This is a genomic window from Streptomyces sp. NPDC102462 (assembly GCF_044765425.1).
In the GTDB taxonomy this organism is placed as follows: domain Bacteria; phylum Actinomycetota; class Actinomycetes; order Streptomycetales; family Streptomycetaceae; genus Streptomyces.
The window spans coordinates 128,376-153,673 of the sequence record NZ_JBIWKB010000005.1; the positions used below are offsets into that span (position 1 = coordinate 128,376).

20 protein-coding genes are annotated in these 25,298 nt (G+C 72.6%); 13 read left to right on the forward strand and 7 right to left on the reverse strand.

Features of this window, described 5'->3' with window-relative positions:
• Window positions 1-383: 383 nt before the first annotated feature.
• Window positions 384-1,142, forward strand: a complete 759-nt coding sequence (locus ACIRFL_RS06600; RefSeq protein ID WP_404024614.1) for a ferritin-like fold-containing protein — start codon at window positions 384-386, stop codon at window positions 1,140-1,142.
• 290 nt (window positions 1,143-1,432) lie between these two features.
• Here the strand turns inward: ACIRFL_RS06600 and ACIRFL_RS06605 are convergent, their stop codons facing one another.
• From ACIRFL_RS06605 to ACIRFL_RS06620, 4 genes are all read right to left on the reverse strand, one after another.
• Complete coding sequence (locus ACIRFL_RS06605; RefSeq protein ID WP_404024615.1) at window positions 1,433-1,702, reverse strand: hypothetical protein; 270 nt, start codon at window positions 1,700-1,702, stop codon at window positions 1,433-1,435.
• Window positions 1,703-1,929: 227 nt separating this feature from the next.
• Window positions 1,930-2,157: a DUF3107 domain-containing protein gene (locus ACIRFL_RS06610; RefSeq protein ID WP_351729313.1), complete on the reverse strand. Its 228-nt coding sequence runs from the start codon at window positions 2,155-2,157 to the stop codon at window positions 1,930-1,932.
• Window positions 2,158-2,310: 153 nt separating this feature from the next.
• Complete coding sequence (locus ACIRFL_RS06615) at window positions 2,311-2,955, reverse strand: TetR/AcrR family transcriptional regulator (RefSeq protein ID WP_404024616.1); 645 nt, start codon at window positions 2,953-2,955, stop codon at window positions 2,311-2,313.
• Between the two features lie 168 nt (window positions 2,956-3,123).
• Window positions 3,124-3,348, reverse strand: coding sequence for a hypothetical protein (locus ACIRFL_RS06620; RefSeq protein WP_404024619.1), 225 nt, complete (start codon window positions 3,346-3,348; stop codon window positions 3,124-3,126).
• Window positions 3,349-3,555: 207 nt separating this feature from the next.
• Between ACIRFL_RS06620 and ACIRFL_RS06625 the strand changes: the two genes are divergently transcribed.
• From ACIRFL_RS06625 to moeZ, 12 genes are all read left to right on the forward strand, one after another.
• Entirely contained in the window at window positions 3,556-4,623 is a 1,068-nt protein-coding gene (locus ACIRFL_RS06625; RefSeq protein ID WP_404024621.1) for an alpha/beta fold hydrolase, read from the forward strand.
• A gap of 483 nt (window positions 4,624-5,106) precedes the next feature.
• A complete protein-coding gene (locus ACIRFL_RS06630) occupies window positions 5,107-6,612 on the forward strand; it encodes a DUF3152 domain-containing protein (RefSeq protein ID WP_404024857.1) in 1,506 nt (501 codons plus the stop codon).
• A 56-nt stretch (window positions 6,613-6,668) separates the two neighbouring features.
• Window positions 6,669-6,764 (forward strand): Ms4533A family Cys-rich leader peptide, encoded by a 96-nt coding sequence (locus ACIRFL_RS06635; protein WP_404024623.1) that lies wholly within the window; start codon window positions 6,669-6,671, stop codon window positions 6,762-6,764.
• Window positions 6,765-6,945: 181 nt separating this feature from the next.
• Window positions 6,946-8,664 carry an ABC transporter substrate-binding protein gene (locus ACIRFL_RS06640; RefSeq protein WP_404024626.1) on the forward strand — a complete coding sequence of 573 codons (1,719 nt, stop codon included), beginning with the start codon at window positions 6,946-6,948 and terminating at the stop codon, window positions 8,662-8,664.
• Between the two features lie 21 nt (window positions 8,665-8,685).
• Window positions 8,686-9,789: an ABC transporter permease gene (locus tag ACIRFL_RS06645; protein ID WP_404024627.1), complete on the forward strand. Its 1,104-nt coding sequence runs from the start codon at window positions 8,686-8,688 to the stop codon at window positions 9,787-9,789.
• Complete coding sequence (locus tag ACIRFL_RS06650; RefSeq protein ID WP_404024629.1) at window positions 9,786-10,784, forward strand: ABC transporter permease; 999 nt, start codon at window positions 9,786-9,788, stop codon at window positions 10,782-10,784. Before ACIRFL_RS06645 ends, ACIRFL_RS06650 begins: the two co-directional genes overlap by 4 nt.
• Entirely contained in the window at window positions 10,781-12,562 is a 1,782-nt protein-coding gene (locus tag ACIRFL_RS06655; protein WP_404024632.1) for a dipeptide ABC transporter ATP-binding protein, read from the forward strand. Before ACIRFL_RS06650 ends, ACIRFL_RS06655 begins: the two co-directional genes overlap by 4 nt.
• A gap of 190 nt (window positions 12,563-12,752) precedes the next feature.
• Complete coding sequence (gene pelF, locus ACIRFL_RS06660; protein ID WP_404024635.1) at window positions 12,753-14,438, forward strand: GT4 family glycosyltransferase PelF; 1,686 nt, start codon at window positions 12,753-12,755, stop codon at window positions 14,436-14,438.
• On the forward strand, window positions 14,435-15,988 hold the full coding sequence (locus ACIRFL_RS06665; RefSeq protein WP_404024638.1) for a hypothetical protein: 1,554 nt from the start codon (window positions 14,435-14,437) through the stop codon (window positions 15,986-15,988). The genes pelF and ACIRFL_RS06665 overlap by 4 nt, the downstream gene beginning before the upstream one ends.
• A gap of 139 nt (window positions 15,989-16,127) precedes the next feature.
• A complete protein-coding gene (locus tag ACIRFL_RS06670) occupies window positions 16,128-17,087 on the forward strand; it encodes an NAD-dependent epimerase/dehydratase family protein (protein ID WP_404024640.1) in 960 nt (319 codons plus the stop codon).
• Entirely contained in the window at window positions 17,075-17,824 is a 750-nt protein-coding gene (locus ACIRFL_RS06675; protein WP_404024643.1) for a spherulation-specific family 4 protein, read from the forward strand. Before ACIRFL_RS06670 ends, ACIRFL_RS06675 begins: the two co-directional genes overlap by 13 nt.
• A 63-nt stretch (window positions 17,825-17,887) precedes the next feature.
• Entirely contained in the window at window positions 17,888-19,066 is a 1,179-nt protein-coding gene (gene moeZ, locus ACIRFL_RS06680; RefSeq protein ID WP_404024645.1) for an adenylyltransferase/sulfurtransferase MoeZ, read from the forward strand.
• Between the two features lie 98 nt (window positions 19,067-19,164).
• Here moeZ and ACIRFL_RS06685 read toward each other — a convergent pair whose 3' ends face one another.
• The 3 genes from ACIRFL_RS06685 to ACIRFL_RS06695 all read right to left on the reverse strand — a co-directional run bounded on the left by ACIRFL_RS06685 (window position 19,165) and on the right by ACIRFL_RS06695 (window position 25,228).
• On the reverse strand, window positions 19,165-20,682 hold the full coding sequence (locus ACIRFL_RS06685) for an alpha/beta hydrolase (protein ID WP_404024860.1): 1,518 nt from the start codon (window positions 20,680-20,682) through the stop codon (window positions 19,165-19,167).
• Between the two features lie 181 nt (window positions 20,683-20,863).
• Window positions 20,864-22,402, reverse strand: coding sequence for an alpha/beta hydrolase (locus ACIRFL_RS06690; RefSeq protein WP_404024862.1), 1,539 nt, complete (start codon window positions 22,400-22,402; stop codon window positions 20,864-20,866).
• Window positions 22,403-22,492: 90 nt separating this feature from the next.
• Window positions 22,493-25,228: a lysylphosphatidylglycerol synthase domain-containing protein gene (locus ACIRFL_RS06695; RefSeq protein ID WP_404024647.1), complete on the reverse strand. Its 2,736-nt coding sequence runs from the start codon at window positions 25,226-25,228 to the stop codon at window positions 22,493-22,495.
• Between the last annotated feature and the right edge of the window lie 70 nt (window positions 25,229-25,298).

A 25,298-nucleotide genomic window follows, 5' to 3' on the forward strand; every position in this document is an offset into this window, starting at 1 on the left:
GTGCGCGGCGCGAGGCGAGCGCGGGGGTCGTGTCGGACCGTGCCGGGGACGTCGGCTGCCTCACGGGCGAACCGCGGGGGCAAGCCGTTTGGCACGGGACCTCTGCCGACGCTCTAGCGCTCTCGCCGCTGAGGGTCCCTCCGGTCGGCGTACGCAATGTGCCGTACGTCCATGGAGGGCTGTCGGGTCGGAGCCGATCGGGCCACCGACCGGGCATCCTCATGCGTGCGGCCTGACCGGGAGCGGCGTCGGAACGACGAAGTTCCCAGCAGGCGCATTACCACCATACCCCGGATTCGTGCACATGCGATGGCCGATTTGGCCACGTAGTCGTCATCACACTGATCGATCAAGGACTTCCGCCGCACGGTGAGCGGGCTATTGTGCGCTTCATGACGAGCTCTGACAAGCCTGACCACGCCCCCGAGGACGCCTCGCCCGAGGCCACCGGAGTCGCCGCCCAGGACTGGGCCACGGCCTCCGCCGACCCGCAGTACCGTGCCGCGGTCGTGGACCTGCTCGGCGCGCTCGCGTACGGCGAACTGGCGGCGTTCGAGCGGCTCGCGGAGGACGCCAAGCTGGCGCCCACCCTCGCGGACAAGGCGGAGCTGGCGAAGATGGCGTCGGCCGAGTTCCACCACTTCGAGCAGTTGCGGGACCGGCTCACGGAGATCGGGGAGGAGCCGACCCGGGCGATGGAGCCGTTCGTCGCCGCGCTCGACGGCTTCCACCGCCAGACGGCACCCTCGGACTGGCTGGAGGGGCTGGTCAAGGCGTACGTCGGGGACTCGATCGCCAGTGACTTCTACCGGGAGGTCGCGGTCCGGCTCGACGCCGACACGCGCGGGCTCGTGCTCGCCGTGCTCGACGACACCGGGCACGCCAGCTTCGCCGTCGAGAAGGTGCGCGCGGCGATCGACGCGGAGCCGCGCGTGGGCGGCCGGCTCGCCCTGTGGGCGCGGCGGCTGATGGGTGAGGCGCTGTCGCAGTCCCAGCGGGTCGTCGCCGACCGGGATGCGCTGTCCACGATGCTCGTCGGCGGGGTCGCGGCCGGTTTTGACCTCGCCGAGGTCGGCCGGATGTTCTCCCGGATCACCGAGGCGCACACCAAGCGCATGGCCGCCCTGGGGCTCGCCGCCTGACGTTCCCCGTGCCGGGGGCATCCGCCGGGTCTCCGGTGCGGCGGCGTCGTGGTTGATTGCGCAGTTCCCCGCGCCCCTGGTGGGGGTTTCCGTCGGTTTTTCGGTGCGGCGGCGTCGTGGTTGGTTGCGCAGTTCCCCGCGCCCCTGGTGGGGGTTTCCGTCGGGCCTTCAGTGCGGCAGCGTCTTGGCTGGTTGTGCCGTTTGCCGCGGTCGCGGACCGGGGGGTGCCCCGAGGAACGCCCTCGGTCGCGGGGCCGCCGGCGGTCGCGGCGCCGCGGGATGCCGTGCGTTCACGCCGGGGCGGATCGTCGGCGGAGCCGTCCCGCCGGGCGCAGCAGCAGCGACAGCGAGGCCGCGGAGACCACCACCGCGCCGAGCAGACTGACCGGCACCGGGCCGGCGCCCAGCGCGGTGTGCGTCACGAAGTCGCCGAACAGGGCCCCGGCGACCCCGGTGAAGACGACGAGGAGGCGGGCGGGCAGCCGGTGGGACAGCCGGCGCACCGCGACGGCGGCCAGGGCCAGGCCGACCAGGGCCGAGCCCAGAGCTTCCAGGATCATGAGGGGTCCTTCCACACGGCCGGCCGGCGCTTCACGGTCGTAGCCCGTCCTACCCGTGACCTGCGGAATGCAATCCTCCTCTGTGGGCGACCTGTGTGCCGGATGTGGAGCATCCTCCGCGCGTCGGACACATGCGAGGGGCCCGGTGGCAAGCTGCCACCGGGCCCCTCGTCCGATGTGTCGCGGGTGTGCGTCCGACGCGCGCCGGGCCGCGGGCCCACGGCGGGCTACAGCGTGCTGAAGCCCACCTTGCGGGTGGTCGGCTCGCCCAGCTCGACGTACGCCAGACGGTCCGCGGGGACCAGCACCTTCCGGCCGCGCTCGTCCTCAAGGCTGAGCAGCTGCGACTTGCCGGCCAGCGCCTCGGCCACCACGCGCTCGATGTCTTCCGCGTTCTGACCGCTCTCCAGAACGATCTCGCGGGGCGCGTGCTGCACGCCGATCTTGACCTCCACGGCTATGTCCCTCCGACGGTCAGTGAAGTGCGCGACCCAGCGCGCCGTACCCAGCACACATTAGCCCGGTGAGGGGACGTACACGGTGCGCGCAAGAACGCCAGGAGCGAACAGCGAGCGGGAACAAGACGGGGCCGGTGGCGGCCGGCCCGCTCAGGGATGCTGCTCGGCGCCGTGCAGTGGGAAACCGGCGATGCCCCGCCAGGCCAGCGACGTCAGCAGCTGCACCGCCTGGTCCCGCGGCACGCTCCGGTCGCTGTGCAGCCAGGAACGGGCGACCACCTGCGCGAGGCCGCCGAGCCCGGAGGCCAGCAGCATCGACTCCGCGCGCGACAGGCCCGTGTCCTCGGCGATGACGTCGCAGATGGCCTCCGCGCACTCGTTGGTGACCTTGTCGACGCGCTCGCGCACCGCGGGCTCGTTCGTCAGGTCCGACTCGAAGACCAGGCGGAACGCCCCGCCGTCGTCCTCCACGTACGCGAAATAGGCGTCCATCGTCGCCCGGACGCGCTGCTTGTTGTCGGTCGTCGACGCCAGCGCGCCCCGCACCGCCTGGATCAGGGACTCGCAGTGCTGGTCGAGCAGCGCGAGGTAGAGATCGAGCTTGCCCGGGAAGTGCTGGTAGAGCACCGGCTTGCTGACACCGGCCCGCTCGGCGATGTCGTCCATCGCGGCCGCGTGATAGCCCTGCGCCACGAAGACCTGCTGGGCGGCGCCCAGGAGCTGGTTCCGTCGGGCACGGCGCGGCAGGCGCGTGCCTCGCGGGCGTGCCGCCTCTGTCTGCTCGATGGCTGTCACGCCGCCTCCCAAGATCGTCCACATGCGGTGTGCGCCGCGTCGCCATCGTACTTTTCGGTAACCGTGGTGTGCGCGGTGCGAGCGCAGAATTTCACGGACCGGACGGTGGCGGTAGCCGATCAGGGCCCGCTCAGCAGGGGCAGGTCACTGCCCGTGTCCGGGCCGGCCTCAGCGGTAGTCGTCCTCGTCCAGGGTCACGACCCGTGCCTGTTCGATGAGGTCGGCCTCGTTGGCGCGGTCCGGCTCCACGCCGGTCAGGGGATCGTCGTGCTCCGGCGCGACGTCCGCGTGCTGCTCGGCCGCGTCGACCTCGGGCGCCTCGACGTCGATCTCCTGAACTCCCTGGACCTCGTCGTTCTCGACGCTGTCGGGCTCGGTGGGGTCATAGGCCATGGCAGGCTCCCTTCCTACGAACGTCCCCGGAAGAAGCAGGGGCCAGAATGCGGGTGCCCTGTGTACGAGCGTAAGACACCGATACGGACGCTATGCCATGAGATGCAAGCCGGCGTCAGGACCGCGCCCCGCGACACGCCGGGGCGGTGGCCGTTCTGTGACGGCCGACACAGGATCCGCTGCGTGATCGTCTCGTAACATTGCCGCATGTCTTCGACCGAACTGCCGTCCGTGTCGGCCACCAGCGTCCTTCCGAGGGTGGCCCTGGTCAGGGTCGAGGAGGGTGAGCGGCTGAGGTCGGTCGGGCTGCCGGGGGTCACCCTGTCGATCCGGTCGCGGCCTCCCGCGCGCGAGGGACTGCCGCCCGCGCTGTTCGTGCACGGCCTCGGCGGCTCCTCGCAGAACTGGTCGGCGCTGATGGCCCGGCTGGACGACGTCGTCGACGGCGAAGCGGTCGACCTGCCGGGCTTCGGAGACTCCCCGCCGCCGGACGACGGCGACTACTCCGTCACGGGCCACGCGCGCGCGGTCATCCGCTACCTCGATGCGGCCGGGCGCGGTCCGGTGCACCTCTTCGGTAACTCCCTGGGCGGCGCGGTCGCCACCCGGGTCTCCGCGGTCCGCCCCGATCTCGTCAGGACCCTCACGCTGGTCTCTCCCGCCCTGCCTGAGCTGCGCGTGCAGCGCACCGCCGTGCCGACGGCCCTGCTGGGCCTGCCCGGCGTGGCCGCGCTGTTCACCCGGATCACCCGGCAGTGGTCGGCCGAGCAGCGGGTTCGCGGCGTCACCGGCCTGTGCTACGGCGATCCCGGTCGGGTGACTCCGGAGGCGTTCCAGCACGCCGTGGAGGAACTGGAGCGGCGGCTGCGGCTGCCGTACTTCTGGGACGCGATGGCGCGCAGCGCGCGCGGGCTGGTGAACGCGTACACGCTGGGCGGCCAGCACGGGCTGTGGCGGCAGGCCGAGCGCGTGCTCGCCCCGACCCTGCTGATCTACGGCGGCCGTGACCTGCTCGTCGGCTACCGCATGTCCCAGAAGGCGGCCCGTTCCTTCCGTGACTCCCGGCTGCTGTCGCTGCCGGACGCCGGGCACGTGGCGATGATGGAATACCCTGAGACGGTGGCCGGGGCCTTCCGGGAACTCCTGTGCGATGCGCGGGAGTTGGACGGCAAGCCGGTCTCGGCGCGGCGACTTGAAGGGCCCGGTGGAACCGGCTCCGCCGACGTCGACGCCGAGGTCGGAACCGATCTCGGCGGCACGGGCGCCAGGAGCTGAGGGGGCGAGGTGGGACGGCACAGCCGCCGCGGATCCGCCCCCAAGGGCGACGCCGCGGACATAACCGCACGGCGGGACGCGGCGGGCCGGGGGACGGCGACGAGCGGTCCCGGTGACGCGGGCGGCCCCGGTGACATGGGCGGTCCGGGCGACGCCGGCGCCCCGCGCGCGGGGCACGCGCCAGGACAGGCGGCGCGGCCCGACCCCGTACCGGGACAGCTGCCCGGCCAGCGACGTCCCACGGCCGGCGGAATGCCTGCGCACGGGGTGCCGCGGTTGCCTGACGGGACTCCGGCTCAGGGGGTACCCCGGCCGGGGGACGGGACTCCGGCTCGGGGCGTGCCTCGGTTGCCTGACGGGACGCCGGCGTATGGGTTTGCGCGGTTGCCTGACGGAACTCCGACCCAGGGGGTACCCCGGCCGGGGAGCGGGAGTCCGGGTCGCGGGATGCCGCCGTTGTCCGACGGGACCCCCGCGCGGGGTATGCCGCGGTTGTCGGACGGTACGCCGGCGCATGGATTTCCGCGACTGTCCGACGGGACGCCCGCTCGGGGCGTACCCCGGTTGCCTGACGGTACGCCCGCGCACGGATTCCCGCGGTTGCCTGACGGGACTCCGGCTCGGGGCGTACCCCGGCCGGGGGACGGGACTCCCGCGCGAGGTGTGCCGCGGTTGCCTGACGGGACTCCGGCTCGGGGCGTACCCCGGCCGGGGGACGGGACTCCCGCGCGAGGTGTGCCGCGGTTGCCGGACGGGGCTCCCGCTCGGGGGGTACCTCGGCCCGCGGACGGGACTCCGGCTCGGGGCGTACCCCGGTTGCCGGACGGGACTCCCGCGCAGGGGGTGCCGCGGGCTCGTGGTGGGCATCCTGAGCAGCGTGAACCCGGCGGGGGCTGGGGCGAGTTGCGCGGGCGGGCCGGTGCGGGGCACGGGGGTGCCCCGGGGCCGGCCGCCGCGGGTCCTGGCGCCGCCCTGCCGCGGCAGCGGCCCGTGCCGCCCGGCGGCCCTCGGCAGGAATACCTCGACGCCTTCGGCGCCGGTGCGGACGCCGACGACGATGTGTTCGCATCCCGCGCCAAGTCCGGCCTGCGGCACACGGAACCGTACGCCCCCGCCGCCCCCGTGGCGGGCGAGCGCGACGAGGACGACGAGCCCCCGACCGGCCCGCCCGCGCCGGCCAAGGGTGCCAAGGGCCGGGCGTTCACCGGGATCGCTGCCGCAGCCGTCACCACCGTGCTCGCGGTGATCGTGGCCGGACAGGTCACCGACGGCCGCGGCGACACCGAGGCGCAGCCGCGGTCCACCACCGACCAGGCGCGCGACGCGCGGGACCCCGCCTCGCGCTCCGACGGCCGCACCACCGCCTCCGCGTCGCCGGACGTGACGCCGCTGACGTACGGGCAGAAGATGGACCGGAAGTACCCGCTCGACGCCAAGCTCAAGGCGTCGGGCAGGTTCGAGGCGATCCCCGGCATCGCCAAGGCGCCGGGCACGGGCCGGAAGTACACCTACCGCGTGGACGTGGAACAGGGACTCGGCCTGGACGGCGAACTCTTCGCCCAGGCGGTGCAGAAGACCCTCAACGACCGCCGCAGCTGGGCCCACGGCGGCGCCCGCACCTTCGAGCGCATCCACTCGGGCGAGCCCGACTTCGTCATCACCCTGGCCAGCCCCGGCACCACCGCCGATTGGTGCGCCAAGTCCGGTCTGGACACCACCGAGGACAACGTCTCCTGCGACTCGGCCGCCACCCAGCGCGTGATGATCAACGCCTATCGATGGGCGCAGGGCAGCACGACGTACGGCGAGGAGATCCACGCCTACCGGCAGATGCTCATCAACCACGAGGTGGGCCACCGGCTCGGCTATGGCCATGTCACCTGTGACAAGGACGGACAGCCGGCGCCCGTCATGCAGCAGCAGACCAAGTTCCTCGACCATGACGGAATCCACTGTCTGCCCAACCCGTGGCCCTACCCCGGGAGTTGACCGGTGTCGCTCCCGTCACGTTGACATGTGCAGATTGTTCGTTCATATTTCTGCGCATGTGGACCCGCCACGCCGTCACCTCTCGCGCCGCCATCGAGCTGGCGCTGATCGGCGTGACCGCGCTCTGCGTGGCCGACATCCACTGTCGCTGACGCCTGCCTCTGGCGTTCGCGTCGCGACCTGACTCACCGTTTCCCTGACCCGTGCCGATGGCACGGATCTCCTCGACGACCCGGCGCCGGGGTGGACGTCTGTACAGATGCGTCTCAACCCTTGTCCATCTGTCTCGCCATTCGAGAAATCCTCGACACCAACCGAGAGGTCGTCATTCCGATGCGTCATCCGTCCCTCACAGCGCGCCGCGTGGCAGCGGCAACCGTCGGCCTGGTCGTGGCAGCGGGCGCCGCCGCCTGCGGCCCGGAGGACAACGATGCCAAGGGGTCGAGTGGCGACTCCGCTCCGCACAAGGGCGGCACCCTCACGGTCCTCAACTCAAGCCCGCAGCAGAACTTCGACCCCGCCCGCCTCTACACCTCCGGCGGCGGCAACGTCCCGTCCCTGGTCTTCCGCACCCTCACCACCCGCAACCGGGAGAACGGCGCGGCCGGCACCAAGGTCGTCCCCGACCTCGCCACCGACACCGGGCGCCCCAACAAGGACGCGACCGTGTGGACGTACACCCTGAAGAAGGGGCTCAAGTACGAGGACGGCACCCCGATCACCTCGGCCGACATCAAGTACGGCATCGAGCGCTCCTTCGCCCCCGAACTCTCCGGCGGCGCCCCGTACCTGAGGGACTGGCTGGTCGGCGCGGCCGACTACCAGGGGCCGTACAAGGACAAGAAGGGGCTGTCGGCGATCGAGACGCCGGACGACCTGACGATCGTCTTCCATCTGAACAAGCCGGAGGGCGAGTTCCCCTACCTGGCCACACAGACGCAGTTCACGCCCGTCCCGAAGGACAAGGACACCGGCGCCGAGTACGAGAAGCACCCCGTCTCGTCCGGCCCCTACAAGGTCGTCAAGAACGAGAACGACGGCGAACACCTGGTCCTGGAACGCAACCCGCACTGGTCCGCCGCCACGGACGCCGAGCGCAAGGCCCACCCGGACACCATCGACGTGCGCTCCGGGCTCGACTCCTCGGTGATCAACCAGCGGCTGTCGGCGTCCCAGGGAGCGGACGCGGCCGCCGTCACCACGGACACCAACCTCGGCCCGGCCGAACTCGCCAAGGTCACCGGCGACAAGGAACTGGCCGCGCGCGTCGGCACCGGCCACTTCGGCTACACGAACTACCTCGCGTTCAACCCCAAGGTCAAGCCGTTCGACGACCCGAAGGTGCGGCAGGCGATCTCCTACGCCGTCGACCGTTCGTCCGTGATCAACGCGGCCGGCGGTTCGGCGCTCGCCGAGCCCGCGACCACCTTCCTGCCCGACCAGAAGTCCTTCGGCTACACGCCGTACGACCTCTTCCCGGCCGGCGAGACCGGCGACCCCGCCAAGGCCAGGGAACTACTGAAGGAGGCGGGACACCCGAACGGGCTGACCATCACCCTGACCCATTCCAACAGCAAGGACTTCGAGACCAGCCCGGAGATCGCGACCGCCGTCCAGGACGCGCTCAAGAAGGCCGGCATCACCGTCAAGCTCCAGGGTCTGGAGGAGAACGACTACTCGGACAAGATCCACAACGTCAAGACCGAGCCGGGCCTCTTCCTCGCCCACTGGGGCGCCGACTGGCCCTCCGGCGGCCCCTTCCTCGCCCCGATCTTCGACGGCCGTCAGATCGTCAAGGACGGCGCGAACTTCAACACCGGCCTGCTCAATGACGCGTCGGTCAATGACGAGATTGACGCGATCAACAAGTTGACCGATCTTGACGCGGCCGCCAAGAGGTGGGGTGCACTGGACAAGAAGATCGGCGAACAGGCCCTGACCGTGCCGTTGTTCCACCCCGTCTACAAGCGTCTGTACGGCAAGGACATCAAGAACATCGTGATCAGCGACTGGACCGGAGTCCTCGACATCTCCCAGGTCGCGGTCAAGTAGGCCGAGCGGATCAGCACAGTCATGAGCGAGACCGCAACGGTCTCCCGGGCCGCCGGGACGGACACCACCGTCCCGGCGGCCTCCGGGGCCCGTCAGTTCTGGCGGCGGCTGCGCACGCAGCGCGCCGCCCTCGGCGCGGCGGTCGTCGTCGCGCTGCTCGTCCTGGTCGCGCTCGCCGCGCCGCTGCTTACCGCCGTCGAGGGCCAGGACCCGACCACCTACCACCCGGCGCTGGTCGACTCCGCCCGCGGCGGCGTGCCCGTCGGCTCGTTCGGCGGGATCAGCGGCGACCACTGGCTGGGTGTCGAACCGCAGACCGGGCGCGACCTGTTCGCGCGGCTGGTCTACGGGGCGCGCGTGTCACTCGGGGTCGCGCTGACCGCGACCCTGGTGCAGGTCCTGATCGGGGTCGCCGTGGGCGTCGCGTCCGCGCTCGGCAACCGATGGGTTGATCAACTGTTGAGCCGGGCCACCGACATCATCGTCGCCATGCCACTGATGATCATGGCTCTGGCGCTGCTCGCGATCGTCCCGTCGACCTTCCCGCGGCCCGTCCTGGTCACCCTGGTCATCGGCCTGATCGCCTGGGGCAACATCGCCAAGATCGTGCGTGCTCAGACGCTCGGTCTCAAAGGGCTCGACCATGTGGCCGCCGCCCGGCTCAGCGGCTGGGGGTCCTGGCACGTCGCCCGGCGCGAACTGCTGCCCGGACTCGCCGCGCCCGTCATCACATACGCCGCCCTGCTCGTGCCCATGAACATCTCCGTCGAGGCGGCCCTGTCCTTCCTCGGCGTCGGCGTGAAGCCGCCGACGCCCTCCTGGGGACAGATGCTCACCTCGGCCGACGTCTGGTACCAGGCGGCGCCGCAGTACCTGCTGCTCCCGGCCGGCGCCCTGTTCGTGACCGTGCTCGCCCTGACGGTCCTCGGCGACGGCGTGCGCACCGCCCTCGACCCGCGCGCGGCCTCGCGGCTGCGCGTCGGCACGGGCCGCGCCCGCGCGGCCGGCTCCCGCCGCGGGAGTGGCAACGGGCCCGGCGACCCGACCGGCCGCGCGAGCGGCCTCCAGGACGCCGGCGGGCGCGGGGACGCCCACGGTGCCGTCGAGAAGGAGGGGTCCGCATGAGCGGCTTCGGCGGCTTCGTCCTGCGCCGCGCCGTCGGCACGATCGTCACCCTGCTGGCCATCTCGGTGATCGTCTACGTCGTCTTCTACGCCACCCCTGGCAACGTCGCCCAGATCACCTGCGGCCCGCGCTGCTCCCCGGAACAGGTGCAGCAGGTCGCCCAGCAGCTCAGGCTCGACGACCCGCTGTACGTGCGCTACGGCCACTTCCTGCAGGGCCTCGTCACCGGCCAGGACTTCTCGACCGGCACATCGGTCCAGCACTGCCCGGCGCCCTGCCTGGGGCTCTCGTACCAGACCGGCCAGCAGGTCATGGACATCATCCTGACCAAGCTGCCCGTCAGCCTGTCGCTGGTGCTCGGCGCGATGGTGCTCTGGCTCGTGCTCGGCGTCGGGACCGGCGTGCTGTCGGCGTGGCGGCGGGGGCGGATCTCCGAGCGGCTGCTGACCGCCGTCACCCTCGCGGGCACGGCGACCCCCGTCTTCGTCATCGGCCTCGTGCTGATGATCGTCGTCTGCGGCGAACTGCGCCTGCTGCCCTTCCCGCAGTACGTCGCCCTCACCGACGACCCCGAGCAGTGGGCCTGGAACCTGCTGCTGCCGTGGCTGTCGCTGGCCCTGATCGAGGCGGCGGCGTTCGCCCGGCTCACCCGGGCGGCGATGCTGGAGACGCTGGCGGAGGACCACATCCGCACCTTCCGCGCCTACGGCGTCGGCGAGCGGTCCGTCGTCGGCCGGCACGCGCTGCGCGGCGCGCTGGCCCCCGTCATCGCGCTGAACGCCAACAACGTCGGCTCCGCCGTCGGCGGCGCCGTGCTCACCGAAACTCTCTTCGGCCTGCCCGGCATCGGCCAGGAACTGGTGCACGCCGTCAAAGTCGTCGACCTGCCGGTGGTCGTCGGCATGGTCCTGGTCATCGGCTTCTTCGTGGTCATCGCCAACGCCGTCGCGGACGTGCTGTACGCGGTGGCCGACCGACGGGTGGTGCTCGCATGAGCCTGGTGGACGTCAGGGACCTCACGGTCGAGTTCGGGCCCCTGCGGGCCGTCGCCGGGCTGTCCTTCCGGCTGGCGCCCGGCGCCGCGCTCGCCCTGGTCGGCGAGTCCGGCTCCGGCAAGTCCACGGTCGCCAACGCCCTGCTGGGCCTGCACCGGGACACCGGCGCCCGGGTCGGCGGCTCGGTCCGGGTCGCCGGGACCGATGTGCAGCGGGCCTCCGACGAGGAACTGCGGCGCCTGCGCGGAGGCAAGGCCGCCATGGTCTTCCAGGACCCGCTGTCGTCGCTCGACCCGTACTACGCCATTGGCGACCAGATCGCCGAGGTGTACCGGGTGCACGCGCGCGTGTCACGGCGTGCGGCACGCGCGCGTGCCGTCGAGGTCCTGGACCGGGTGGGCATCCCGGACGCCCGGCGCAGGGCCCGGTCGCGCCCGCACGAGTTCAGCGGCGGCATGCGCCAGCGCGCGCTGATCGCCATGGCGCTGGCCTGCGCGCCCGACCTGCTGGTCGCGGACGAGCCGACCACCGCGCTGGACGTGACCGTCCAGGCGCAGATCCTCGACCTGCTGCACACGCTGCGCGCGGAGACCGGGATGGGGCTGCTGCTCGTCACCCACGACGTGGGCGTCGCCGCCGAGAGCGTCGACGAGGTGCTGGTCATGCGGCACGGCGAGGCCGTCGAGCACGGCCCGGTCGGCACCGTCCTCGCCACGCCCGCACAGGAGTACACCCGCGAACTGCTCGCCGCGGTGCCGCGCGTGAACGAGGCTCGGGCGGCTGCGGCTGCGGCTGCGGCTGCGCCTGCGCCTGCTGTGGCTCGGGCGGAGGCGGCGCCGGCCGACGTGGCTCGGGCGGGCGCCGGGCAGGGGGAGGCGCGGGGCGCGCAGGCTTCGGAGGCCGTGGCACCGGGTGTGGGGAGCGCGCCGGGTGCCGGGGGTGTGCCGAGTGTCGGGGGTGCGTCGGGCGGCGGCTCGCGCGTGGCCGGTGACATCGTCCTGGAGGCGGCCGGTCTCCGGCGGGTCTTCGGGCGCGGTCAGCGGGCGTTGACCGCCGTGGACGACGTCTCCCTCACGGTCCGCCGGGGCGAGACCCTGGGCATCGTGGGGGAGAGCGGCAGCGGCAAGACGACCCTCGGCCGCATGCTCGTCGGTCTGCTGGAGCCGACGGCGGGCGAGATCCACTACGCGGGCCGCCCGCACACCGGGGTGAACCCGGCCGTGCAGATGGTCTTCCAGGACCCCGTCGCCTCCCTCAACCCCCGCCGCAGCGTGGGCGAGTCCATAGCCGACCCGCTCCGCGCGCGAGGCAGGGACGAGGAGCACATCCGGGGGCGCGTACGCGAACTGCTGGAGCGCGTGGGGCTCGAAGCGGCGCACTACGACCGCTACCCGCACGAGTTCAGCGGCGGCCAGCGCCAGCGCGTGGGCATCGCACGGGCGCTCGCCGCCGACCCGCGCGTCATCGTCTGCGACGAGCCGGTCTCCGCGCTGGACGTCACCACCCAGGCCCAAGTGGTCGCCCTGCTCGCCGAGTTGCAGCGGGAACTGGGACTCGCGCTGGTCTTCGTCGCCCACGACCTCGCCGTGGTCCGCCGGGTCAGCGACCGGGTCGCGGTGATGCGCCGGGGCCGGGTCGTGGAGACCGGCCCCGCCGACGACGTGTACGACTCCCCGCAGGATCCCTACACCCGGCAGCTCCTGGCAGCGGTGCCCGCTCTCGACCCCGAGGTCGCGGCCCGGCGCCGGGCCGCCCGCCAGGAGCTGGCCACGGCGTGACGTTTCGTGTCCGCGTGATCTCCTAGCGCGACAGAACGCGATCCGCACGCGAAAGTTACGGCCGTTCACCCCTTTTGGTGGCGCGATGGACAACCGTCCGTCGCGCCACCGTCCTGTCCGCTTACGTTCGTCCCGCTGTGAGCCGCCGGGACAACGGCGGCTCCCCAAAAGGGAGATCGGGGGTGCACACGTGCGCATCGGACTGCTTACCCAGGGTGGCTACCCGTATGTGAGCGGTGACGCCAGACTCTGGTGCGACCGGCTCGTACGCGGGCTCGGACAGCATGAGTTCGACATCTACGCGCTCAGCCGCAGCAGGCACCAGGAGGACGAGGGCTGGCTGCCGCTTCCACCGCAGGTCAGCCGCGTACGCACGGCACCGTTATGGACGGCCGAGGACGACGGGGTCGGCTACGCACGGCGCGCGCGCCGGCGCTTCGCCGAGTGCTACGAGGATCTGGCGAGTGCCGTCTGCACCGGCTCGGACGATCAGGCGGACCGTTTCGCCAGCGCCCTGTACGGGCTCGCGGAACTGTCCCGCGACGAGGGCGGACTCGTCGGCGCACTCCGCTCCGAGACCGCCGTACGCGCGCTGGAACGCGCCTGCCGCGCCCCCGGCACACCGCGCACGGTGCGCGAGGCCCGCGTCCCCGACCTTCTCACCGTCGCGGCACACCTCGAACGCGCCCTGCGCCCCCTCTCCCTCGACTGGTACGAGGACGACGGCCTCGGCTCCGTGGACCTGTGCCATGCGACGGCCGGCGGCCCCGCCGCCCTCGCCGGACTGCTCGCGGGCCACTTCTCCGGCGTGCCCCTCGTGGTGACCGAGTACGGCGTGCAACTGCGCTCGCACTATCTGGCCGCCGACGCCGGGACACAGGCACCCGCCGTACGGGCGCTGCTCGCCGCCTTCAACCGCCGGCTCGCCGCCGAGGTCTACGCACGAGCCGCGCTCCTCACCCCGGGCAACACCCATGCCCGCCGCTGGCAGGAGCGGTGCGGCGCGGACCGTTCCCGGATCCGTACGGTCTACCCGGGCATGGAGGCGTCCCGCTTCGCCGAGGTCGGCGAGTCCCAGGAGCGCGCCGACGCGGACACGCTGGTGTGGGTCGGCCGGGTGGAGCCCGCCAAGGACCTGGTGTCGCTGCTGCACGCCTTCGCGGAGGTCCGCAGGGCGCAGCCCGAGACCCGGCTGCGGATCGTGGGCGCGCCGGCGGACCCCGAGGGCCGGGCCTATCTGGGGCACTGCAGGGCGCTCGCCGCGCAGCTCTTCCCGGACGAGGCGGACGGCGTGCACGCCGTCGGGGAGAACCCGGTGTCCTTCGAGGAGATCGGCGGTCCGGAGATCCCGACCCTGGCCGACGCGTACGCCTCGGGCGCCGTGGTCGTCCTGTCCAGCGTCGTCGAGGGCTTCCCCATCGGTCTCGTCGAAGCGATGTTCTGCGGCCGTGCGACGGTGTCCACGGACGTCGGCGCGGTGGTCGAGGTGATCGGCGGCACGGGCCTCGTCGTGCCGCCGCGCAATCCGCGGGCGCTCGCCGAAGCCTGCGTGGCGCTGCTGCGCGACCCCGAGCGCCGTGAGCGCCTGGGCGCCGCCGCCCGCGCCCGCGCGCTCGAACTGTTCACGGTCGAGCAGAACATCGCGGCATTTCACGGCATTTACCTGGAGGTCGTCTCGCGCTGCCCGGTGCGGCGCGTGGTCCTCGACGGCTCCGGTGAACCCCTGCCGTTCGCCGTCCCGGCCGAGGCGCACATCCCCGGCCGCTGGACCGGCCCGGGGAGCCGCATCCTGGCCCGCGGCGGCCCCGGCTGGGCCACCACCGCGTCCGACCCGGTGACGGCGACTCCGGTGGCGGCCACGGAGGGTGCCCGATGAGCGGCCTCGGCGAACTGGACCGCCCCGGAACCCCGGCCAGTCCCGGCGCCTGGGACGCCCGCTCCGAGGGCTGGCTCTTCGGAGAACCGAAGGAACCGGATGAGCCCGGTGAGTCCGGTGCGGCCGATGAGCCCAGCGACCCCTACGCGGCCTTTGCGCTCAGCGAAGCCGATGTGACAGGCGAGGCCGGTGTGACGGGGACGAGCGACACGAGGGACGTCATGCGGGCTCAGGAGGACACCGCCGGACGCCCGACGGCCGGCGCCGCGACCGCCGACGCCACCACCGACCGCACCGGTGAAAGACCGGCGTTCGGCGCCTCGGCCCGCACCCCGGCCGGCGAGAGGCCGGCGGGCGGAGGCCGCGATGCAGGTGAGGGAAGCGGCGCCGGCGGGGGCCGGGGTGCGGGCGGTGCCGGCTCGGACGCGAGGCGCGGGGCCAGGGCGCGGCGCGGGGCCGCGGACCCCGTGAAGACGCTGATGCACCGGCACCGCGACCTGTGCGAACGGGCCGTGGACCCGCTGGAGATCGCCGCGGGCCTGGAGGCGCACGGCATCACCGACCGGACCGCCGCCCGCTTCCGCCACCGCGACGTCTTCTCGCTGGCCGAGGAGATGTACGCGCGCGTACCCCGCGACGGCGACCGGCCCCCGCCGCCCGCACGGACCGCCCCGGCCACCCGGGCACGCGCCGACTGGGTCCTGCGCGCCCTGCTGCCCGGCGCCCTGACCGGGCTCACCCTGGCGGGCCTGCACCTCACCCACGGCCGCGCCCGCCTCCTGGTGGCCGCCGCAGGCATCCTCGCCGTGGCACTCGGCGTCCGTACGGCACTGCGTCGCGGCCCGCTGAGCACGCCGTCCGGCACGCACGCGTGGCGCCCCGCGGACGGCACGCACACGGGCACCTGGTGGCTGCTCGGCTACGCCCTCCTCGGCGACGGCCTCCTCAGGGCCGCCCTGTCCGGCGGCCCCGACGGACTGCCGGACGGCACCGCGGACGGCCCCTGGCCGCTGACCGCCGCGCCCGTCCTGGCCCTCACCCTGGCCTGCGTCCCGGCGGCCTGCTGCGCCCACCTCTTCGCCACCCGCGCCCGCCGCAGACTCGACGGCAGCCGCGGCCTTGAGGAGTTCGCCGCCGCCGTGCGGCCGTTGCTGTTCGGCACGTTCGCCCTGTTCCTGGGCGCGCTCGCCGCCCTGGCCGCGCTGTGCGGCGCGGTCCTGCGCGAGCCCGCCGCCTACCCCGAGACGCTTGCCCTCGGTGCCCTCCTCCTGCTCGCCCGTCTCCTCACCGTCCACCACCTGCCCCACCCCGCGGCCCTTGCCCTCGCCGCCGCGGCCACGGCCGAGGCACTGGCGCCCGCCCTGGCCCTCGCCGCCCGCCTCCCCGGCTGCGCCTTCCTGGCCACCCCCGTCGAGGCCCTGGTGGACGCCTGGGGGCCCGGGGGCGTCCCGACGCTCGCCTGCGCGACGGCCGCCCTGGCGCTGCTGCTCCACGCGAGCCGCGCCCTGACCCGGGCCTCGGCCCACGCGCCGACCGGGGAGCAGACGTGAACCCACTCGCAGACGCCCGGCCCCACGGGCGGCGGCGACCGCACCACCCCCTCGAAGGAGAAGACCAGATGACCACCTCCCGACCCGGAGCATCCGGAGCCACCGGAGCAGCCGGAGCACACACCCCGGGAGCCGAACGATGAGGGTCCTGCTGATCGGAGCCAACGGCTACCTGGGCCGGTTCGTCGCCGACCGTCTGCTCGCCGACCCGGCCGTCCAGCTCACCGCGCTCGGCCGCGGCGACGACGCCGACGTCCGCTTCGACCTCGCGACCGGCAGCCCCGGCGCGCTCACCCGCTTCCTGGACGCGGTCCACCCCGGCGTCGTCGTCAACTGCGCGGGCGCCACCCGCGGCGGTGCCCGTGAACTGACCCGGCACAACACCGTCGCCGTCGCCACGGTCTGCGAGGCCCTGCGGCGCAGCGGCTGCGGCGCCCGCTTGGTGCAGATCGGCTGCGGCGCCGAGTACGGGCCGAGCCAGCCCGGCTCCTCCACGGCCGAGGACGCCGTGCCCCGCCCGGGCGGCCCGTACGGCGTCAGCAAGCTCGCCGCCACCGAACTGGTCCTCGGATCGGGCCTGGACGCCGTCGTGCTGCGCGTGTTCTCGCCCGCCGGCCCCGGCACCCCGGCCGGCTCGCCGCTCGGCCGGCTCGCCGAAGCCATGCGCCGCGCCATGCAGGCCGGCGACGGCGAACTCAAACTCGGCGGCCTCGGGGTGCAGCGCGACTTCGTCGACGTACGCGACGTGGCCCGCGCCGTGCACGCGGCCTCGCTCTCCGCCGCGCAAGGCGTCATCAACATCGGCTCCGGCCGGGCCGTACGGCTCCGGGACGCCGCCGCCGTCCTCGCCCGCGTCGCCGGATACGGCGGCGCCCTGCACGAACTCGACGGACCTCCCGGCCCCCTGCGCACCGCCATCGGGCACCCCCGCGCCGACTCCGACCACACGCCGCCCGTCGCGTACCCGTACCCGGACGGGTGCGGCAGCTGGCAGCAGGCCGACGTACGCACCGCACGCGACCGGCTCGGCTGGCGCCCCCGGATCAACCTTGAGGAATCCCTCGCCGACATCTGGATGGAGGCCGCATGCCGTATCTGACCAGCACCCCGGAGGGCACCGCCCGCGCCGCCCTGCGCACCGGCTTCGGCGTCCCCGGCCTTGCGCACCCCCTCCTCGCCCCGGCCGAGTGGGCCGACCTCACCCGTCCCGGCACCCCCCTGCACTGGGTGGTCCTCGACGTCGCGGACGGCCCCGGCGCGCACCCCGACCCGCACTGTCTGGAGGCCGCGGGCCGGCTGCGCAACGGAGGCGTCCGCGTCCTCGGCCACCTGGACGCCGCGTACGGCGCCCGCGCCCGCGCGGACCTGCTCTGGGACGCGCGCCGCTACCGCGACTGGTACCAGGTCGACGGCTTCCTGCTGGCCCGCTGCCCCACCGAGCGTGCCGAACTGCCCGACATCCGGCGTGCCGTCACCGCGCTGCGCACCCTCGGCGCGGCCACCCACATCGTCCTCGGCCACGGCGCCCACCCGCACCCGGGCTACGCCGAGAACGCGGACCAGTTGGTGACCTTCTCCGGCGCCTGGTCCGACTACCGCTGGTCGCAGGCCGCCGAGTGGACCGCCGACTACCCGCCCGACCGCTTCTGCCACTTCGTGCACGGCGTGCCCCGCGGCCATCTCGACGAGGCGCTGCGCATCGCCCGCTGGCAGGGCGCGGCCACGATCTACTTCACGGACCGCACCGACCGCGGCGGCCACATCGACCCCTGGGAGACGATGCCCGGCTACTGGGACGACATCGTCTCGCGGATCGGAACGGGTGTCTCGGAATGAAAAAGGCCGTGGCAGTGTTGCGGATAGAACAACCGTAGTGTTTGACCGACCAACGGAGTCCCCGTGTCGCTGCCACCCCTGGTCGAGCCGGCCCCCGAGCTCACCGTAGACGAGGTCCGCAGGTACTCCCGCCACCTGATCATCCCTGACGTCGGGATGGACGGGCAGAAGCGGCTGAAGAACGCGAAGGTGCTCTGTGTGGGCGCCGGCGGCCTGGGCTCGCCGGCGCTGATGTACCTGGCCGCCGCGGGCGTCGGCACGCTCGGCATCGTGGAGTTCGACGAGGTCGACGAATCGAACCTGCAGCGCCAGATCATCCACAGCCAGGCCGACATCGGCCGCTCCAAGGCCGAGTCGGCGCGTGACACCGTCAAGGGCATCAACCCGTACGTGAACGTGATCCTTCACGAGGAGCGGCTTGAGGCCGACAATGTGATGGACACCTTCAGCCAGTACGACCTGATCGTCGACGGTACGGACAACTTCGCGACCCGCTACCTGGTCAACGACGCGTGCGTGCTGCTCAACAAGCCGTACGTGTGGGGCTCGATCTACCGCTTCGACGGTCAGGCCTCGGTGTTCTGGTCCGAGCACGGCCCCTGCTACCGCTGCCTCTACCCGGAGCCCCCGCCGCCCGGCATGGTGCCCTCCTGCGCCGAGGGCGGCGTCCTCGGCGTGCTGTGCGCGTCCGTCGGCTCCATCCAGGTCACCGAGGCGATCAAGGTCCTCACCGGCACGGGTGAGCCGCTGGTCGGCCGCCTGATGATCTACGACGCCCTGGAGATGCAGTACCGCCAGGTCAAGGTCCGCAAGGACCCGAACTGCGCGGTCTGCGGCGAGAACCCGACCGTCACCGAACTCATCGACTACGAGGCCTTCTGCGGCGTCGTGTCCGAGGAGGCCCAGGCGGCGGCCGCCGACTCGACGATCACTCCCAAGCAGCTCAAGGAGTGGATCGACGACGGCGAGAACATCGAGATCATCGACGTCCGTGAGCCGAACGAGTACGAGATCGTCTCCATCCCGGGCGCAAGGCTCATCCCGAAGAACGAATTCCTCATGGGCTCCGCGCTGGAGGGCCTTCCGCAGGACAAGAAGATCGTCCTGCACTGCAAGACGGGCGTGCGCAGTGCCGAAGTCCTCGCCGTGCTGAAGTCCGCGGGCTTCGCCGACGCCGTGCACGTCGGCGGCGGCGTGATCGGCTGGGTCAACCAGATCGAGCCGGACAAGCCGGTCTACTAGGCGAACGCCCTCACCGGTTCCCAAGGGGCCCGGCAGCGCGCCTGCCGGGCCCCTTTGCGTTGCCCGCCAGATGCCCGGGGCGCGCGCTGCGTGGGCCGCTAGGCGCAGACCTTGCCGTCCTTGGGCACCGTCCCGTCCAGCAGGTAGGCGTTCACCGTCGTATCGACACAGTCGCTCCCGCTGCCGTACGCCCCGTGCCCCTCGCCCTTCCAGGTCAGCTCCACACCGACGCCCTTGCCCAGTTCGTCCGCCATCCTGCGGGCGCCCTCGTACGGGGTCGCCGGGTCGCCGGTGTTGCCGACCAGCAGGATCGGCGCCGCACCCGGCGCACTCACCTCCGGGGTGTCGTACTGCCCGGCCACCGGCCAGTCGTGACACCAGCCGGCCGTGTCCCAGCCCAGGAACTCCCCGAACACCGGGGAGATCTCCGCGAACTCCGGCAGCCGCTGCTTCGTCTCCTCCAGCGTGGGCCGCTGCCTGTCGTCCAGGCACGATATGACCCGTTGCGCGTGGGACGAGGTGCCGTAGCGCCCCGAGGAGTCACGTTCGTTGTAGTCGTCGGCGAGGGACAGCAGCCGTGATCCGTCACCCTGCTCGGCCGCCTTCAGCGCCTCGGTCAGCTCCGGCCAGCGGGACCTGCTGTACAGCGGCAGGGCGATGCCGGTGACCGCGAGCGACTGGGTGAGCCTGCGTCCGGGCGTCGCCGGCAGCGGCCGGGCGTCGAGCCGGTCCAGCAGGTCCGCGATCTTCCGGGTTCCCTCCGCGGGGTCCTGCCCTGTGGACTTCAGGTAGTCGTCCAGGGCCCGCTGGAAGCCCAGCGCCTGGTTCTTGGCGTGTCCCACCGTGTCGGCGGTGGGGTCGACGACCGCGTCGAGGATCATCCTGCCCACGTTCTCGGGGAACAGGTGGGCGTAGACGCCGCCGAGTTCGGTGCCGTAGGAGATGCCGAAGTAGTGCAGTCTGGTGTCGCCGAGGACCTGGCGCATCAGGTCCATGTCGCGGGCGGTGTCGGCCGTCGAGGCATGCGCCATCAGTTTTCCGGCGGCGCGGGCGCAGCCCTTGCCGAAGTCGGCGGCGTCCTGGAGGAACGCCTTCTCCTCGGCCGGGGTGTCGGGGGTGTTGTCCACGGCCTCGGCGGCCTGGATGTCGCGGTCGCTGCGGCAGCGGACACCCTCGCTGGCGCCGACGCCGCGCGGGTCGAAGCTCACCAGGTCGTACCGCTCGCGCAGTTTGGCGACCGTCGTGGCGTAGTACGGCATCATCGAGACGCCCGAGCCGCCCGGGCCGCCGAAGTTGAAGAGCAGCGAGCCGATGCGGTCGCCGCCGGTGGCCCGCGCCCGGATCAGCGCGACATCGATCGTCCGGCCGTCCGGCTTCGACCAGTCCAGCGGGACCTTGAGCGTCGCGCACCGCCAGTCGGCGCTCGGCGCCGCGGAGTCCGCGGTGGCCTCGCAGCGGCCCCAGTCGGGCTTCTGCGAGACGAGCGAGGAGGGCAGCCCGGCGCTGGACGGCCCGGCCGGTGCCGTCGACGACGGAGCGGGCCGGTCCTTCCCGTCGCCCGCGCCCGCGCCTGTGTCCTTACTGCCGTCGGACGATCCGCCGCCGCATCCGGTCATCAGCACCGCTGCCGCGACCGCGGCCGTCCACCGTACGAAACGCACCTTGTGCACCCCCCTCGCAAGCCCTCCGCACGTCGGTCGCGGAGGGCGGTCAGGCCATAGTAGGCGGATCGCGCCGGACCCGTCACAGCCTGTGGATAACGCTCTGACCTGCTGGTTAATCGAATCTGATGGTGGGTCAGGTGCAGACGGTGCCGGCGGTCGGCAGCTTCCCGTCCAGCAGATAGCCGTTCACGGCGTCCTGCACGCACTTGTTCTTGCTGTCGTAGGCGCCGTGCCCCTGCCCCTTGTACGTCAGCTGGATGCCCACGCCCTTGCCGAGCGCGTCCGCCATTCTCCGCGCACCCTCGTACGGGGTCGCCGGGTCGCCGGTGTTGCCCACGACGACGATCGGCGCGGATCCGGGCGCGCTCACGTCGGGGTGGTCGGCGGCGCCCGGCACCGCCCAGTCGGTGCAGCTGATCATGCCCCAGGCCAGGAAGTCCCCGAACAGCGGGGAGGCGGCCCGGAACTCGGGCACCTTGCGCTGGATGTGGTCGACGGTGTACCTCGGTTTCTCGTCGGCGCAGTTGATGGCCACGTTCGCGGAGGTGAGGTTGCTGTACTCGCCGTTCGCGTTGCGGCCGTTCATCGAGTCGGACAGCAGCATCAGGATCCTGCCGTCGCCGGCGTACGCCTCTTCCAGGCCCTCGGTCAGGTACTCCCAGAAATCCTTGGAGTACAGGGACTGCGCGATGCCGTTGGTGGCGGCGGTCTGGGTGAGCCGGCGCGGGAAGATGCCCGGGATCGGCTTCTTGTCGAGGTCGGCGAGGAGTTTGGCGATGCGGTTCTTGACGTCCTGCGGGGTGTCGCCGATCGGACACTCGGTGACCTTCGAGGTGCAGTCGTCGGCGAAGTTGTCGAGCGCGCGCTGGAAGCCCCTGGCCTGGCCCAGAGCGTTCTGCTCGGGGGTCTTGGTGGGGTCGACGACCGCGTCGAAGACGGCCCGGCCCACCTTCCGGGGGAACAGGTGGGCGTAGACGCCGCCGAGTTCGGTGCCGTAGGAGATGCCGAAGTAGTGCAGCCTGGTGTCGCCGAGGACCTGGCGCATCAGGTCCACGTCGCGGGCGGCGTCCGTGGTGCGCACATGCGGCAGGATCGTCTTGGAGTTCTTCGCGCAGCCCGCGTTGAACCCCTTGGTCCGGTCCACCAGTTGGGCCCGCTCGGTGGCGTCGTCGGGCGTCGCGTCCTGCTGGAAGTACACGTCGAGCTGTGCGTCGGTCTTGCACTTGACGGGGGCGCTGCGGCCGACGCCGCGCGGGTCGAAGCTCACCAGGTCGTAGCGCGTGCGCAGCTTCGCGTAGTCCGAGGCGAAGGCGGGCAGCGTGGTGACGCCGCTGCCGCCGGGCCCGCCGAAGTTGAAGATGAGTGAGCCGATCCGCTTGCCCGGGTCGCCGCTCGCCCTGGCCCGGATGAGGGCGAGCCCGATGGTGTCGCCCTTCGGGTTGCTCCAGTCCAGGGGCGCCTCCAGGGTGGCGCACTGCCAGGGGCCGCTGCCCGGCAGCGGCGAGGGGGTGTTGCCGCCGCCCTCTGCCTCGGAGGGGGCCGGACAGTCCTTCCAGTCCAGCTTCTGGGCCGCCAGGTCACCGGCCTTCGAGCCGCCGCCGCAGGCCACGAGCAGGGAGGGCAGCAGGACGGCGGCGGCCACGGCGGCGCGGATCCGGGAGGGCTTCATGATCCCATCCTGGGGCGGCGCACGCCGGGGCGCTCGGGGCGCGGGCCGTACGAGGGACGAGCCGACCCCTCGGCCGGGCCGGGTCCCTGCGTTCTACAGGGAGCCCCGGCGGGAGAGATGGTTGAAGGCCAGCCAGCCGGGCAGCACCGGCAGCCACAGCGTGAGCAGCCGGAACAGCAGCACGGCCGGTGCGGCGACCTCCTTGGGGAGCCCGACGGCGATCAGTCCGACGGTCAGCGTGGCCTCCACGGCGCCCACCCCGCCCGGAGTCGGCGCCGCCGAACCGAGGGCGTTGCCGGCCAGGAAGACGACGGCGACACTGGCGATGCTGAGCGAGGTGGACCCGTCGCCGAACGCGCGGATCGAGGCGTCCAGGCACATCACGAAGCAGGCGGTGAGCAGCAGCATCCCGCCGATGCCCGTGACCAGCTTCTGCGGGCGCTGCAACACGTCGAGCATGCGCGGCACGACGCCCGCGAACAGCGACCTCACGCGCGTGACGACGAATTTCCGCAGGAACGGCACCGAGGTCACCACGAGGACGAGCACCGCCACCGTCAGCAGGCCGGCGATGACCGTCCGGGACGGGGACAGCGACGGGGTCTTCTCGGTACCGGTCAGATAGCCGAAGGACAGCAGCATCAGGATGTGGCAGCCGAGCCCGAACAACTGCGACGCGCCGACGCTCGCCACCGCGAGTCCGGGGCGCACGCCGGCGCGCTGCAGAAAGCGTGTGTTGAGGGCCACACCGCCGACCGCGGCCGGCGCCACGATCTTCACGAACGACCCGGCGACCTGCGCCCCCACGGTCCGCAGGAACGGCACGCGCTCGGGCACGAAGCCGAGGAGCGCCATCGCGGCGGCGACGTAACTGAGCGCCGAGAACAGCACCGCCGCCGCGACCCAGCCCCACTGGGCCTGCGCGAAGAGCGTGCCGAACTCGATGTGCGTGAGCTGTGTCAGCAGGTAGTACGCGCCGATGGCGCCCGCGATGAAGCTGATCAGCGTGCGTGGCCGGACCCGCTCCAGCCGGGCCGGCTCCACCGGGGCCTGCGGCCTGATGCGCAGCACCTCGTGCCGGATCTGGGTGAGCAGATCGTCTTCGCGGGCCTCCTCCAGGGCCTCGTCGATGGCCCTCTTCTCGGCTCGCTGCTCGGCGCGCACGGCCTTCTTGTCGGGCTTTTCCAGGGAGGTGTCGTCCGGGGCCTCCTCCAGGCGGGCCTGTTTGTCCTGCCGGGAGGCATCCAGGACCGCCTCACGCTCGCGCTGCGCCCGTTCGCGGGCCAGTTTGCGCAGCGTCGCGCGCGTGGAGCGGGTCAGGGCGATGGGCTGGAGCATCGGCAGACAGTCGGCGACCGCGTCGGGGCCGAGCACACCGACCGCGGAGGCCACCGCCCGCTCGGCGCCCACCCGCAGTCCGAGCGTGGTCACGAGCTGGGCGACGTCCATACGCAGCAGCAGATCTCCGGCCGCGATCTCGCCGCCGCGCAGATCGGTGAGGATCACCGAGCCGGACCGGTCCACCAGGATCGCGTCGCCCGCGAGCCTGCGGTGCGCGATGCGTCGCGACTGCAACGCCTGCACCTGGTGCCAGGCGTGGCGCAGCAGCTCGTCGGTGATCTCCTCGTCGGCCAGCGAGTCGAGCGTGCGCCCGCCGGTGTGCTCGTAGACGAGCATGACGGCGTCCGGGCCCAGCTCGGAGGTCGCGATCAGCTTGGGCGCGTTGGCGCCGGCCGCGATGGCGGCGTACGCCAGCAGCGCCTCCTGCTCCAGTGCCTGGCGCAGCGACTGCAGGCTGGAGCGGGTGGCGAAACCGCGCAGGGTCAGATTGCGCCACGCCCGGTAGAAGAAGCCCTGGGCCTGCTGTTCCCGGTCGACGACGGTGACGTCCAGGGGCGGACCGTCCTCCAGGGTCACGAAGTAGCGCCGTCCGCGGTCGCCGTTCTCGGTGTCCGCGGCCTCCTCGCGGGCGGCGGACACCGGGTGGAAGCCGACGTGGCGCAGGCCCGCCATCAGCGTGCGCCCGGTGGGGCGGACGTTCGGGGAGCCGACCGCGTACAGCGTCCCGTAGGCCACGGTCCAGCCGATCAGCACCGTCAGGATGATCGAGAACGGTGTCGTGTAGCCGGTGACGAGCATGGAGAACGCGTCGAGCAGCAGCACGATCCACAGCACGGCACGCCAGCGCGGTCTGCGGGACATGCCGACGGCCGTCATGTACGCGATGACGGGGGCCAGATAGCCGTGCACCGGGTCGGTCAGGGCGTGGATGTTGCCGGGGGAGGGCTGGGTGAGCGCTTCCTGGATCGAGTTCGGAGCGGCCCTGGCGACCCAGAGGTCGGTGGCGAGCGTCACCCCGTGCGCGAGGACCGCCGCCAGGACGCCGTCGGCGATGCGCAGCCCGTCTCGCTTGATCAGCCGCTCGATCGCGAACGCGACCGGCACCAGGAGGATGGCGATGCTCGACGCCAGCCCCGCGATCTTGATCAGCAGGTCGGGTGCCTGGCCGGTGCCCTTGTTGATGTCCTGTTCCAGGCCCGAGGTGGTGCCGTGGGCGAAGGCGGCGACGGCCAGGAGCACGGCGATCGCGAGCACGCCCACCAGGAGGCGCATCAGGTCGGAGGGCCGGTGCACGCGTGCGGGAAGCAGCGGTTCGTCGCCCTCGACCTCGTCGGCGTGGGCGTCGTCCGGGCAGTCGGCGAGGTGCGCGCCGCCGGTGCCGTTGTCCGCCTCGGCGGGGCTCGTGCCGTGCGGCTGGGCGGCGTCCGGGCGCGCCCCGGCACCGGAGGTGCCCTCCGCGCCCTCGGCGTGCACGCCCTGCTGCTTCATGGTCTCTTCTTGGTCTCGTATCACCGGTCACCGCCCGCACGATGGTGGCATGACCCTCCGACACACAGGG